We start from the raw sequence: 13,054 nt of genomic DNA on the forward strand, positions 1-13,054 counted from the left end.
GGGTAATCCGCGCCGGTTATGCGATGAATGGTTAAGATGGCGCGATGAATGGCGGGAACAGTCGCGCGACCGTCATGCAAATGGGCGAATGCGGCCGATTCGCCTAAGGGAAGAGCGAGCCCAGTGCGCCATGGGCAAGCGATGCCAGCACCAGCAGCGCCAGCGGAACCACGGCGCAGCCGAAGGGCAGGGCAAGCGCACCGGCAATGGTACCGGGGTGCCGGATCCGGCCCAGCCGCACCAGCACTGCCGATGCGGCCATGCCGACAAGGAAGGCAAGGGCGACCAGCGGTCCGAGCCAGTCTACCCTCATAAGCGCCTTCCTCCCCGTATCCTCAGTGCTTGAAGTGGCGCATGCCGGTGAAGACCATCGCCAGACCGGCCTCGTCGGCGGCGGCGATCACTTCGTCGTCACGGATCGAGCCGCCCGGCTGGATCACCGCCGTCGCGCCCGCCTCGGCGGCGGCCAGCAGACCGTCGGCGAAGGGGAAGAACGCGTCAGACGCGACCGCCGAGCCGACTGTGCGCGCCTGCGCCCAGCCGAACTTCTCGGCCGCTTCCGCTGCCTTCATCGCGGCGATGCGCGAGGAATCGCGGCGGTTCATCTGGCCGGCGCCGATACCGGCGGTGACGCCGTCCTTGGCATAGACGATCGCGTTGGACTTGACGTGGCGGGCCACGGTCCAGGCGAACAGGCAGTCCTTCAGTTCCTGCTCGGTCGGCGCGCGCTTGGTCACGACCTTGAGATCGTCAAGACCGATGGCGCCGGCATCGCGGCCCTGAACGAGCAGGCCGCCCGTGATCGGCTTCACGGTCAGGCCGGGGCGGCGCGGATCGGGCAGGCCGCCGGTCAGCAGCAGGCGCAGGTTCTTCTTCTTGGCGAAGAAGGCGCGGGCTTCCTCGTCGGCGTCGGGAGCGACGACGACTTCGGTGAAGATCTGGCAGATCGCTTCGGCGGTCGGACCGTCGAGCGTGGTGTTCACGGCAACGATGCCGCCGAAGGCCGAAACGTCGTCACAGGCCAGCGCGCCCTGCCAGGCTTCCAGCAGGCTGGAGCCCTGCGCCACGCCGCAAGGGTTGGCGTGCTTGACGATAACCACGGCCGGATCCTGCCCCTTGAACTCGGCAGCGAGTTCGAAGGCGGCGTCAGCGTCGTTGTAGTTGTTGTAGGACAGTTCCTTGCCCTGCACCTGCTCGCCCTGGGCCAGGCCCTTGGTGAACGGGCCGACCGGCGTATAGAGCGCGGCCTTCTGGTGCGGGTTCTCGCCATAGCGCAGCGTGGTGGCGAGGCGACCGTTGACGCTGAGCATCTCGGGGAACTCAAGGCCCTGATCGGCGAAGGCGAACCACTGCGAGATCATCGAATCGTAAGCGGCGGTCTGCGCATAGGCGCGCGCGGCCAGCAGCTTGCGGAACGACAGGGTGGTGCCGCCGTCGGTGGTTTCCAGCTCGGTCAGCAGGCCGGCATAGTCCTTGGGATCGGTGACGATGGCAACGAAGGCATGGTTCTTCGCGGCCGAACGCACCATCGACGGGCCGCCGATGTCGATGTTCTCGATGATCTCGTCACGGTCGGCGCCCTTGGCGACGGTCGCTTCGAAGGGGTAGAGATTGACGACGACGAGGTCGATCGCGCCGATCTCGTGATCGGCCATGGCCTTGGCGTGTTCCGGATTGTCGCGCACGGCCAGCAACCCGCCGTGAACCTTGGGGTGCAGCGTCTTGACGCGGCCGTCCATCATTTCGGGGAAATTGGTGAGGTCCGAAATGTCCTTCACCTCAAGACCGGCATCGCGCAGCGCCTTGGCGGTACCGCCGGTGGAGACCAGCTCGACACCGCGCGCGGCCAGCGCCTTGCCCAGATCGGCAAGGCCGGTCTTGTCGGAAACCGAAAGCAATGCGCGGCGGATCGGGACGATGTCGGTCATGAGGGGCCTCTTGCAAATGGGATCGGGCAGGGAGTTGCGCCGTGTTACGTCGGCCCCCTAAGTCGGCCCCCCTAAGTCGGCAAGGCCAAGGCTGCAAGTCGGGTAAGGCACAACCGGTGGCGTACCTCAGCCCAAATCACCCCATTTTCTTGAGAAGCCAGCCGAAGTTTCCGCCGCCGCGCGAAACCATGCCCTGAATCACCAGCTGCTGCGTGGCCTGCGGGCGGCCGAGTCCGTCGACCCAGAGCGAATCCTCCAGCGTCACTTCACCGGCGGCGCTGCGGAACTGCCAATAGCTGCCATCGGGCAGGGCAAGGCCCGCGCCCTGACCGTCCACGGTGGGCGAGACTTCGACGTCGGGGCCAAGGTGGAAGCGGATCGCGAAGCCGACTTTGCCGCGCTTGCCCTTGCGGCCGGACGGCAGCAGCAGGTCTTCGCCGCGCAGCTCGGTGCCGTCATCGCGCAGGATCAGAATGCGGCGGTGAGTGAGGCCGTGGCGCGCGGCATAGCCGTTGTGGCTGGCCTCCAGCCGGGTGGCCTGGCCGCCGTTTTCCTGCGCCAGCGTCTTGCGATCGACATCGACTTCGCTGACGCCCGAACCGATCGCACCGTTGATCAGTACGGCGGTGGAATTGGCATCGTCCAGCGTCATCGTCGAATGGGCGGCCGTTGCGCGCAGGGCCTGCTCCAGCCGGACCGGAACAAGCCCGCCGCCGCTGGCGGCGCCGCCGCAATTGACGATCAGCCGGTGCTTGCCGTGCGACAGTTCGAACGCCAGCGTCGAGGCGCAGCCATAGCGCGCATGGGCGGGCAACGGCGGCGGCGCGGTGTCGAACTGAAGGATCGACTTCTGCGCGACCACGCGCTGGTATCCCCATTGACGCACTTCGCGCAGCGGGCGGGTGCGCACGCCGCTGGCCTTGATGAGCTGGTCGAGATCGGGGGCGCTGACGGCCCATGCGCCCTGCCACGAACCCAGCGATCCGTCGCTGTGAGTCAGCGCCAGCAGCGGCGGCACCAGCATCTCGATCACGCGCTCGATCGTCTGCGGCGCATCGCGGCGGGTGGCCTGATAGCAATTGCGCAGGCGGACGAGCAGCGCGATGGCTTCCATCTGCGCCAGCGGGCTGCGCGAAAGCAGGCCGCCATCGTCACCCATCAGGTCGCCCAGCGCCTTGATCAGACCGGCTTCGCCGTAAAGGCGGCGCGGGCGGCCATCGGGCAGCAGCAGGCCGGCGGCGATGATCGCGCACCATCCGGCCACTTCGGCCAGCCCATCCTCGGCATTGTGGACGCGGCGGTCCAGCCAGCGCGCGGTCGCGGCGATATGCGCCAGCGTGCGGTTGCGCAGCGCCTTGTCGCCGGACAGGATCAGCGGGGCATGGGCCAGCCAGTTCATCAGCCGCATGCCGGTGTGGCCGACCGACCAGGCTGGCCCCTTGCCGGGCTTGGACGGCGGCACCGGATTGGCCTGAAGCCAGGAGGTGAGCAGGCGCTCGGCAACCGGGATGCACTGCTCACGCGGGGCGCAGACTTCGAGGTCGGTCAGCCACGAGAAGCTGTGCACCACGCGTTCGAGCGGCGGCGTGACGCGCGCCGCGCCCGCATAGTCGACTTGCGCGATCGGCGTCCTGGCGCCGTGGACAAGGAAGTGCCCGGCGCGCAGCGCGGTGCCGGCGGCGCCATTGCCGGGCAGGGTATTGTTGACGGTGGCAAGCAGGCGCGTGCGCGGCTTGCGGCCCAGCGGCGACGTCAGCATCGTTGCCGGAATGCCCAGGCGATAGGCGAAACGGATGAAGCGATCCGCCGCGCCGGTGGCGGGCGGCGAGAAATCGGCAAGCGCCAGGTTGCGGCCGGTTTCGATCCGCACGTCGATCTGGGGATCGCCTGAAAGACCGGGCGAGAGATCGTTATGACGATCCGGCCGCGCCTCCGGGGAGAATTCGGTGATGTCGGGCTCTGTGGTCAGGCCCTGTTCCAATGCACCGTGCAACGCACTCTCCTCGGCGGCCGTCAGCGGGCCCGGGTTGCCCGCCCGATCCGCGACCGGATAGCCGGTTCTGAAGCGCGGATGGGCGGTTGTGGCCAAAGTCTCAGTCCAGTCCCTTGAGTGCCCGGATATTGGCGGCATATTGCGACGGGCCGCCCCGGAACGTGGCGGAACCCGCCACCAACACGTCGGCACCGGCAGAAACGCAGAGCGGCGCGGTCTTGGCGTCGACGCCGCCATCGACCTCGATCAGGATCTCGCGGCCGGACTTGTCGATCATCTTGCGCACCGCCTCGATCTTGCGAAGCTGGCTGGAGATGAAGCTCTGGCCGCCGAAGCCGGGGTTGACGCTCATGATGAGGACAAGGTCGATCTCGTCGATCAGGTAGTCCAGCATCTTGGCGGGAGTGGCCGGGTTCAGCGAGATGCCCGCCTTCTTGCCCAGCGACTTGATCTTCTGGACGGTGCGGTGGACGTGCGGGCCGGCTTCGGGGTGCACGGTGATGATGTCGGCCCCGGCAGCGGCGAAATCCTCAAGGAAGGAATCGACCGGGGAGATCATCAGGTGCACGTCAAACACCTTGGCCGAATGCGGGCGCAGCGCTTTCACCACGGCGGGGCCGATGGTGATGTTGGGAACGAAGTGGCCGTCCATCACGTCGACATGGATCCAGTCGGCACCCGCTTCATCGACCGCGCGCACTTCCTCGCCCAAACGGGCAAAGTCGGCGGAAAGGATCGACGGCGAGATCAGGGGGACGGTCATGGAAATTCGATACTCCTCATGTGCAAGAATAAGACACCATATGTAGTGGGGACAAGCGGCACCCCGGTCTTTTCCACACGCGATATGGCGCGGCGCGCCCTATGCCGTGGTCGCGCGGGGATGTCCCATTGTGAATTGTCAATTCAGAGTGCATTCACGGCCTTGCTGCCAATTCGCCCCCCTGAAATGAAAGCGCGCGCAGGCGGTTTCCAAGGTCTGCGAACGCCGATTGGGTTAGATGGACGAGGTCACAGGACCGATGAAGACGACACTTTCGCATCATTCGCGTGGCGCCCGGCGCACGGTTGCCGTTCTGGCGGGGCTGGGCATGCTGGGACTCGCGGCTTCGGCCGGTGCCGCCGTGCGCGGCCATGAGGAAATCCGCAACGACCTCAGCCAGTGCCGGGCCGACCGCGGGCCGGCGCTGATGGTGACGGTGGACGGCATCAAGTCCTCCTCGGGCACGATCCGGGTCCAGAGCTACCGCGCCACGCCCGACGACTGGTTGCAGGCGGGCCGGTGGATCTCGCGCATCGAGACTCCGGCGCGGGCCGGATCGATGACCTTCTGCGTGCCGCTCCCGGCAACCGGAACGTTCGGCATCGCCGTCCGCCATGATGTCGACGGCAATGGCAAGACCGACATCGGCACCGACGGCGGCGCGATGTCGAACAACCCGTCGATCAACATCTTCAATCTCGGCAAGCCGAGCTACTCGAAGGTCGGGGTGCAGGTGGGGAACGAGGTGAAGTCGATCCGCATCCAGATGCGCTACATGTGATTTTTCGGGCCGGTGCCGTTAAGGACCGGCCCATGTATGGTTCAGTGCCGTTCGGGTCGCTCTGAAAGGATCGCGCGGGCATCGGCCAGATCCGACGGTTTGTCGACATCGACCGCCGCCAATCCGTCGCGCGCGGCCACGAGCCGCGCGGTCACGCCGATCTTGCTGCCCAGCCGCGCCAGTGCCGAGGCCAGCGTCAGGCGGCCCAGCGCATAGCCGATCAGGATGCCGGCCCCCAGCCGCGCGGCAATGCGCCAGGGGCGCTTGCGATCGGCCTCGACAAGCTTCCAGGTGTCGATCGCCGTTTCGGCGCGGGGGGTGTTCAGCAGGAACAGGTTGCAGCCGGACCAGTGGCCGTCGGCAAAGCGCAGATAGGTGCGCTTCGATCCCGGCATGGCAAGCTCGATCGCCTCGCGCCGGGCCAGCAATACCGCGACATCGGCGTCTTCCGGGGTGTCGGCAATGAAATCGTCGACCCACTCGCTGCGCAAAAGGGCATGGTCCGATGTCGTCACCAGCATCGGCGCGCCGAGCCGGGCCAGACCGGCGGCAACGCTGGCGCTGGGCCCCGCTTCGGCAGGAATGACTTCGCAGCCCAGTTGCTGCGCCAGGGCAACCACGGCTGGGTCGTTGGCGACCACGGCAATGCGCTCGACCCGGCTCCCCTTGAGGGCATCCACGACATGCGCAAGCATCGGTTTGCCGGCGATTTCGACCAGCGCCTTGTGACTCGTGCCTTCGCTTGCGGCGACGGGATCGGGGGCGCCGGGGCGCGATCCGGCCAGCACGAGCGCGGCGTGGGGGGGATGCTCCGGAGTCATGCGGCGCTGCGCTCGCGCGCCTTCTTCGCGCGCCAGACCTGCCACAGCACGCCCGGCGCCGCGAGCACCGGATGGCGTTCCCGCCAAGGCGTCAGGCGCACGGGAATCCCGGTGTGGCGCTCGATTTTCCAGGCGGCATAGCGTGCGGCTCCTTCGAACGTGGTCGAGGCCTTGAGCAGGCGGAGCACGTTATACGGCTTGCCGAGCCGGCGGCGGCGCGCCCACCAGCCGAGCATCTTCTGCCGCTCGTTTTCAGAGAGTTGCGGGCAGATCGTACCCTCGGATTCGCGGGTGAAAGCGATTCCGTCCGCCGCCAGTGCGAGCGGCAGAAGTCCGTCGAAATGTTCGCGATTCACCGAGAGGATCGAATCCTCGCGGCCCGCCTTCTCGACGCGGAATTCGGCCGCGTAAGTCGCGCGGAACAAGGCGCGCCAGTAATCCTCTGCGGTGCCTTTCGTGGGCCCGAGCGCCACCGCAAGACGGCTGGCCGTGCGCGCCGCGCCCGATACCGCGTGGGCGACAAGCAGGGCGGCATTTGCGTCACGCTGCCAGGCAAGGCCGCTGGGCTGGACGAAGCGGGCCCAGATCGTGGTATCGACCAGTTCGCCCGCCGCAGCGGCGCGGAACGTCTCCAGCGCCATTGTCGCGACTTTGGCGCGCAGGGTTACCCCCTCGCGCTCCCATTCATGATAGCTGACGCGCGGCCAGATCTTCTCGACCTGCGGACCTTCGGTCAGCACATAGAAATCGAGTACGCCTTCAAGCGAGCCGGTGCGCAGATTGGATCCATAGAACAGCACTGCCGCCGTTCCCGGCGTGGCGCGTGCCAGCCGCTCGGCAAAGGCGCGCACTTCCGCCACCACGGGGCGGTCCAGCGCCGTCCGCACCCGCGCTTCAAGGGGCTGGCCGTAGGCTTCAGTCATGACGTCATGCTCTCGGGCATGCCTGCCCCGAAACCAAGCACCGCAAATCGGACGGTATCGAGGCCGGCGCTTTGGCGGGTTCAGGGCACCACGAACGTGATTTGCGGGCCTTCTTCAAGCACGTAGTCGCCGGCCGGGAAAACCTCGCCATCGAGGATGAACGACCCGCCGATGTCGAGGTCGATCGCCCGGGTCGCGAAGCGGTGGGCGCCGCGACGGTCGAGGAACTTGCCGCCAAGGCCGAACATCATGATCAGCGGCAACAGCGCGACGATCCAGCGCACCGGCCAGTCGATCACCGCCAGCTTCATGCCGGCTGCGACATTGCGGCCGAACGGCTTCGCGCCCAGCGGGAACTTTTCGAACGTGGTGGCGACCGCCATGAAGCGCTCGTCGGGATTGCCCCGGCCGTCATACGGCAGGTCACGCCCACTGCGATGGTCGATCAGGCGCGTCGGCGTGCTGGAGCGCCAGGGATTGCCGGCGCGGCCGAACAGCGTCTGGATGATGCCCCAGAGCACGGTCAGGCCCACGGCGAAGCTGTTGAAGGCACCGCGACGGTGTGCTTCCTGGCCGGCCTCGGTCGCCAGCGCGAAAGCGCCGGTGCCCAGGATGAAGCCCTGGATGCAGCCCGCGCTGCCGTCCTTCGAAGAGACGCGCAGCGGGCTGCGGACCAGCGTGTTGCCGCGATGCGCCGCCGCGAGCGCTTCGGCCAGCGACCAGTGGGTCGGCAGGCCAAGGTCGATCGCCAGTGCATTGGTCTTGCCCTTGGGCAGGACCATGAACGTCGGCCACTGATCGCCGAACACATCGGCGCCGCAAGTCAGTACATCGCGCACGGTGCCGTCGCCGCCGTCGACCACAAGATAGTCGATCCCGCGTTGCGCAAAGCCTTCCAGCACGCGATAGAGATCGGTGCGGGTACGCGGCGTTTCCGTCAGGATGTTGGAGCAATCGGCCATCTCGGGCGCATTGCCCTTGTTGCGATGGCTGCGCGGATTGCGAATGATGCCGACGAGCGGAACCGCACGGCCACGACGCGCTTGGCGCGCCGGACGCGCGACCCGTTGAGGGGCCTGCTCACCGATGGTCGGCAGCGTTTCGAATTCGTAAATGGTTCCGTACACGGGCGTCTATGTAATGGCACCCGCCCCGGAAATCACCAAGAAACATTCCCTGACACATTCAAGTTACAGTTCTATGGCGGTTTTTCGGGCGTTGAAATTCCGGCAACAAATTGCGCATTTACTGCAAGCTGAAAATGAACGCGGCGCAACCTGCCGGAATGATGGTCGCTTTGCCGGATTTCCAAATCGGTCCCGACAGATTACGGCCAAGGCCATGGCCGATACGGAAAACTCCCCCCAATCCCGTCCTGTCGTCGTCACCATTGGCGATAACCCCATGAAACTATGGGGTCTTACAATGACCCAACGCACCGCGCGGATTGCGCGGGCGAATGGCTGCGAGAACGGCGAATCCCCCGGCGCAGGCGCCGCGATCCTCTCGAACGCGGCTTTTGCATGGGATCCGGCATGGTTTCGCTATGTTGCAGAGCGGCCGGGCATGGTGCTGACGCTGGGCGGCGTTCCCGCGCTCGCCCATGCTGCCGATTCCGCCCAATCGGCGCGAATCGCCCAGGCCATGAAGGCCGGTGCGCCGCTCACCGATTCGTCCGGAATGGATGTTGTCGCCTACGAGAGCGGGCCGACGATCGAGAACAAGCAGCTCCGCAAGCGCGAAACCCCGTTCCTGATGACGCTGACGCGCGAGAGCGTGCGGCCGATTGAGCGGGCCAGCTACTTCGGCGCCTACAAGGGCGTCACCGACCTGCTGACCAAGTACCTGTGGCCCGAATGGGCGCTGGTGCTGACACGCATTTGCGCCAAGCTGCACATCACGCCGAACATGGTCACGACTGTGGGCGCGGTGTTCTGCGTGATCGCCACGGTGCTGTTCGCCTTTGGCCACTATTGGCTGGGCATGGCGCTGGGCCTCGTGTTCATGGTGCTCGATACCGTGGACGGCAAGCTGGCCCGCTGCACGATCACCTCGTCGGCCTGGGGCAATGTCTTCGATCACGGCATGGATCTCGTCCACCCGCCTTTCTGGTGGTGGTTCTGGGCGACCGGCCTTGCCTATTGGGGCCTCGGCTACGACAGCACGACGTTCTGGCTGGTGCAGGCCGTGATTCAGGGCGGCTACCTTGTGCAGCGCCTGATCGAGGGCGTGTTCATGCGTCAGAACGGCATGATGCACATCCACGTGTGGCGCCCGTTCGACAGCCGGTTCCGCCTGATCACGGCGCGCCGCAATCCGAACATGGTGATCCTGTTCGTCTCGATGCTGTTTTCGCGCCCGGACCTTGGCCTCATCGCCGTGGCCTGGTGGACCGCGATTTCCTGCCTCGTCCACGCGGTGCGGCTGGTGCAGGCGTGGACCGTGCGCGCGAAGGGCGGCAAGATCACGTCCTGGCTGGCGGACGCCTGAGCAACTTGCCGAAGGAGAATTGGCGATGAACGCGACGATGGAAAAATTCGGCTTTCCGGCGAGCCTTGTCGCTGAATTCGACCATTGGGTCGTGCTTGCGCGTCCGGCGCAGCCGACGCTGGGCTCGCTGGTGCTGGCGGCGAAGAGCGAGGCCACGGCCTTCGGCGATCTTCCCACCGAGGCCCATGCCGAACTCAAGCAGGCGAGCGCCGCCATCGAAGCGGCGCTGGCCGGAGCGGTCGACTATGCCAAGCTCAATTACCTGATGTTGATGATGGTGGACCCTCATGTCCATTTCCACGTGATCCCCCGCTATGAGGGCACGCGTGAATGGCAGGGGCGCGAATTCGTCGATTGCGGCTGGCCCAAAGTGCCCGATCTGGGTCATGCGGTCGCTCTGGAAGGGGAAGACCTTGCGGCGCTCGTCGCGTGGCTCAAGGGCTATTTCAACCCGTCCGCGTGAAGTCCTTCGTCGTCTATTTCGGCGCGGCTCTGGCGGAAATCGGGGGCTGCTACGCTTTCTGGGCATGGCTGCGACTGGGCAAGTCAACGCTATGGCTGGTCCCCGGTGGGCTGCTTCTGGCCACTTTCGCGGGATTGCTGACGCTCGTCGATAGCGACAATGCCGGGCGCGCCTATGCGGCCTATGGCGGGATCTACATCACGTCCGCGCTTCTGTGGCTGTGGGCTGTGGAGGGCGTCAGGCCCGATCGCTGGGATCTGGGCGGTGCGGCCTTGTGTCTTGCCGGCGCGGCGGCGATCTTGTTGGGCCCGCATCGCGCCTGACGGGCTACAAAAGCGATCACCCGCTTCCCGTGAGGAAAGCGGGTGATCCGAAATTTTAGTACATGTGCTGCCCGCCATTGATCGACAGGGTCGATCCGGTGACGAACGCGGCATTCTCCGAGCAGAGGAAAGCGCACCCGCGCGCGATCTCGTAAGCGCTGCCAAGGCGGCCGACGGGGATCTTGGCGACGATCTTTTCCAGCACCGGGGGCGGCACTGCGGCCACCATGTCGGTATCGATATAGCCCGGCGCGATGGCGTTGACGGTGACGCCGAACTTGGCGCCTTCCTGCGCCAGTGCCTTGGTGAAGCCATGGATGCCGGACTTGGCGGCGGCATAGTTGACCTGCCCGTACTGTCCGGCCTGACCGTTGATCGAGCCGATATTGACGATACGGCCCCAACCGCGATCGCGCATGCCCTGGAAGGTTGCCTTGGCCATGTTGAAACAGCCGCCCAGGTTGATGCGCATGACATCGTTCCAGTCATCGAACGTCATCTTGTGCAGCACGCCGTCGCGGGTGATGCCGGCGTTGTTGATGACGATATCGACCTGTCCGAACTTCTCGACCACATCGGCAACGCCCTTGAGCGTGGCTTCATGGTCGCCCACATCCCACCGGACAGCGGGGATGCCGGTCTTTTCGGTGAAGGCCCGTGCCTTCTCCTCATTGCCTGCGTAATTTGCAACAACGGTATGACCGCGTTCCTTGAGCGCCAGCGAGATAGCCTCGCCAATGCCCCTGGTTCCGCCGGTAACGATCGCAACACGCGCCATATCAAGCCTTTCGCTTCAGTGCACATCCACCGGCAGGCAGGCTAGGAAATGCGCGGGAGGAGGGCAAGCGCAACCCCATTCCGGAGCCAGCAATTTTGCGCCGAAATGATTGCGACAAGCGCAATCAGAATTGCATGGATGTAAACTGCCGCCTGCCATGGCGGACCCGTCAGAAGCGGAACTGGGTGCCCAGGTAGATTGCCTGCGAATCCAGCTTGCCGTCGGTCAGCGGCATCAGGCGCTCACGGTCTTGCGAATAGCGCACGCCCGCCGTGACATCGAGGTTCTTGGTCAGGCGATAAGCACCGCCCACGTCGACTTCACCGGATTCGCCCGCAAACGTATGCGGCGCGCGGCCCGACGGGCGCTTCTCGTCGATAGAGATGCGCGGGGCAAAGCGCGATTCGGCCGGTTCGGCGGTGCCTGCGGTAAGGCTGAACTTGCGCAGTTCGGGCGCGTCGGTCAGCGTGTGGGCGGTTGGTGCCGGTTGCGCCGCCGCTGTGTCGGGCGAGAAGTTCTGGTACCCGCGCGCAACGCCCAGGTTGAAGGCCGCCGGGGCGATGCGCAGCGTGCCGACATTGGTATCGTCACGCGCGACCTGAATGCGATTGTGGACGACGATGATCGACTTGGCCGCCTCTGAATCGACACGGACAGCCACGGTCAAGGCGCGATCCGGACGATTGGGGGTACCGGCCGGAGTGAATGGAAACGGCTGGCCCTTGCTCAGCGAGCGCATCGCGATCACGCGCAGCAGGTTCTCGTTCGTGGTGTCGGGATCGAGCGAATCGACGGCCGAGTCCGCATGCGGCTGTACCGCACGCAAGCTGGTCGAAAAGGCGAGTACGGCGCTCGGCAGGGCGAGCACGGTCACGCAGCCGGCAAGCATCAGGCTCGCCTTCATGCCGCCTTTCGACGTGCGTGCGCGGTCCTTTTCCATCGTAACGTCCCTGAAGGTCCTTCCACCCTGTTTTTGCCGCTGGGCCAGCTTCGGCCCGGTCGGCATGCGCGGCCATCCTCGCTCCGGCACCTTAACACAGGATGATTGCGCGCGGGAGAGGTCATCGGCGCGAGACATGGCAGATATCGGATAAGCGCAGATCCCGGATAAGCAACGCGTTCATGTGGCGTTTAGCACTCTTGCCGTTTAGCCGGCTTGCCGACGCGGGCGCACTTGCCGCCCGGGCAACGGCGGTTATAGAGGCGATGGATGGCTACCACCGGATGTTCCGGCGGATCGACGCCGAGACAGGAACTGGAAACGACATGACAGGCAGCACCGACAAGGGCCTCTTCTCCGCTCGATCGCTGGCAACTGCGGGTTTTTGTGCCGTTGCGGCGCTTGCGCTGGCAGGCTGCGGTGGCGGCCGTAAGGAAAAGCAGGTGAAGTCGGCAGCCGTGGCACCTTCGATGGTGACCACGATCGGCGTCAACAGCTACCTGTGGCGCGCAAGCCTCGATTCGCTGTCGTTCATGCCGCTTCTCCAGTCGGACAGCGCCGGTGGCGTGATCGTCACCGACTGGTATACCAATCCCAAGAGCCCGACCGAGCGCGTCAAGGTTACCGTGATGATCCTCGACAAGGATCTGCGCGCCGATGCCCTGCGCGTTACCGCGCAGCGCGAAGTGGCCGCGAACGGCGGCTGGACGGCGGCGCCGGTGCAGGCCGCGACGGTGCAGAAGCTTGAGGACATCATCCTCACCCGCGCCCGCGACCTTCGCCGCAACTCGATGGGCAACTGATCCCCGTCTGCGGGCGAATATGTGTCCGCAGACCCAATTTCGCGGGCG

General features: G+C 65.7%; 14 protein-coding genes. 5 read left to right on the forward strand and 9 right to left on the reverse strand.

Annotation, left to right across the window (positions count from 1 at the left end):
• Positions 1 to 103 precede the first annotated feature (103 nt).
• The 4 genes from EDF56_RS17105 to rpe all read right to left on the reverse strand — a co-directional run bounded on the left by EDF56_RS17105 (position 104) and on the right by rpe (position 4,684).
• The gene (locus tag EDF56_RS17105; RefSeq protein ID WP_132389673.1) at positions 104 to 313 is read right to left on the reverse strand and encodes a hypothetical protein; all 210 of its coding nucleotides are present in this window, start codon (positions 311 to 313) and stop codon (positions 104 to 106) included.
• Between the two features lie 22 nt (positions 314 to 335).
• Positions 336 to 1,928 carry a bifunctional phosphoribosylaminoimidazolecarboxamide formyltransferase/IMP cyclohydrolase gene (gene purH / locus EDF56_RS17110; protein ID WP_132389675.1) on the reverse strand — a complete coding sequence of 531 codons (1,593 nt, stop codon included), beginning with the start codon at positions 1,926 to 1,928 and terminating at the stop codon, positions 336 to 338.
• A 136-nt stretch (positions 1,929 to 2,064) separates the two neighbouring features.
• A complete protein-coding gene (locus EDF56_RS17115) occupies positions 2,065 to 4,017 on the reverse strand; it encodes a heparinase II/III family protein (protein ID WP_243652664.1) in 1,953 nt (650 codons plus the stop codon).
• 4 nt (positions 4,018 to 4,021) lie between these two features.
• Positions 4,022 to 4,684, reverse strand: a complete 663-nt coding sequence (gene rpe / locus EDF56_RS17120) for a ribulose-phosphate 3-epimerase (protein WP_132389677.1) — start codon at positions 4,682 to 4,684, stop codon at positions 4,022 to 4,024.
• A gap of 259 nt (positions 4,685 to 4,943) precedes the next feature.
• Between rpe and EDF56_RS17125 the strand changes: the two genes are divergently transcribed.
• A complete protein-coding gene (locus tag EDF56_RS17125; RefSeq protein ID WP_132389679.1) occupies positions 4,944 to 5,465 on the forward strand; it encodes a DUF2141 domain-containing protein in 522 nt (173 codons plus the stop codon).
• Positions 5,466 to 5,506: 41 nt separating this feature from the next.
• On the opposite strand, the gene EDF56_RS17130 is transcribed toward EDF56_RS17125, so the two are convergent.
• From EDF56_RS17130 to EDF56_RS17140, 3 genes are all read right to left on the reverse strand, one after another.
• Positions 5,507 to 6,286 carry a nucleotidyltransferase family protein gene (locus EDF56_RS17130; protein ID WP_132389681.1) on the reverse strand — a complete coding sequence of 260 codons (780 nt, stop codon included), beginning with the start codon at positions 6,284 to 6,286 and terminating at the stop codon, positions 5,507 to 5,509.
• Positions 6,283 to 7,209, reverse strand: a complete 927-nt coding sequence (locus tag EDF56_RS17135) for a hypothetical protein (protein WP_132389683.1) — start codon at positions 7,207 to 7,209, stop codon at positions 6,283 to 6,285. The genes EDF56_RS17130 and EDF56_RS17135 overlap by 4 nt, the downstream gene beginning before the upstream one ends.
• A gap of 80 nt (positions 7,210 to 7,289) precedes the next feature.
• Positions 7,290 to 8,336, reverse strand: coding sequence for a diacylglycerol kinase family protein (locus tag EDF56_RS17140; RefSeq protein ID WP_132389685.1), 1,047 nt, complete (start codon positions 8,334 to 8,336; stop codon positions 7,290 to 7,292).
• Positions 8,337 to 8,550: 214 nt separating this feature from the next.
• Between EDF56_RS17140 and EDF56_RS17145 the strand changes: the two genes are divergently transcribed.
• The 3 genes from EDF56_RS17145 to EDF56_RS17155 are packed head-to-tail and all read left to right on the forward strand — an operon-like array spanning position 8,551 to position 10,485.
• Entirely contained in the window at positions 8,551 to 9,699 is a 1,149-nt protein-coding gene (locus tag EDF56_RS17145) for a CDP-alcohol phosphatidyltransferase family protein (RefSeq protein WP_132389687.1), read from the forward strand.
• Positions 9,700 to 9,724: 25 nt separating this feature from the next.
• The gene (locus EDF56_RS17150; RefSeq protein ID WP_132389689.1) at positions 9,725 to 10,162 is read left to right on the forward strand and encodes an HIT family protein; all 438 of its coding nucleotides are present in this window, start codon (positions 9,725 to 9,727) and stop codon (positions 10,160 to 10,162) included.
• Positions 10,159 to 10,485, forward strand: coding sequence for a YnfA family protein (locus EDF56_RS17155; RefSeq protein WP_132389691.1), 327 nt, complete (start codon positions 10,159 to 10,161; stop codon positions 10,483 to 10,485). The genes EDF56_RS17150 and EDF56_RS17155 overlap by 4 nt, the downstream gene beginning before the upstream one ends.
• A gap of 55 nt (positions 10,486 to 10,540) precedes the next feature.
• Here EDF56_RS17155 and phbB read toward each other — a convergent pair whose 3' ends face one another.
• Positions 10,541 to 11,263: an acetoacetyl-CoA reductase gene (gene phbB, locus EDF56_RS17160; protein ID WP_132389693.1), complete on the reverse strand. Its 723-nt coding sequence runs from the start codon at positions 11,261 to 11,263 to the stop codon at positions 10,541 to 10,543.
• A 169-nt stretch (positions 11,264 to 11,432) separates the two neighbouring features.
• A complete protein-coding gene (locus EDF56_RS17165) occupies positions 11,433 to 12,203 on the reverse strand; it encodes a hypothetical protein (protein WP_132389695.1) in 771 nt (256 codons plus the stop codon).
• A gap of 326 nt (positions 12,204 to 12,529) precedes the next feature.
• Here EDF56_RS17165 and EDF56_RS17170 point away from each other — a divergent pair, with 326 nt between their 5' ends.
• Positions 12,530 to 13,006 (forward strand): DUF3576 domain-containing protein, encoded by a 477-nt coding sequence (locus EDF56_RS17170; protein WP_132390542.1) that lies wholly within the window; start codon positions 12,530 to 12,532, stop codon positions 13,004 to 13,006.
• Positions 13,007 to 13,054: the final 48 nt, after the last annotated feature.

This window comes from Novosphingobium sp. PhB165 (assembly GCF_004341845.1).
Taxonomy (GTDB): Bacteria; Pseudomonadota; Alphaproteobacteria; order Sphingomonadales; family Sphingomonadaceae; genus Novosphingobium.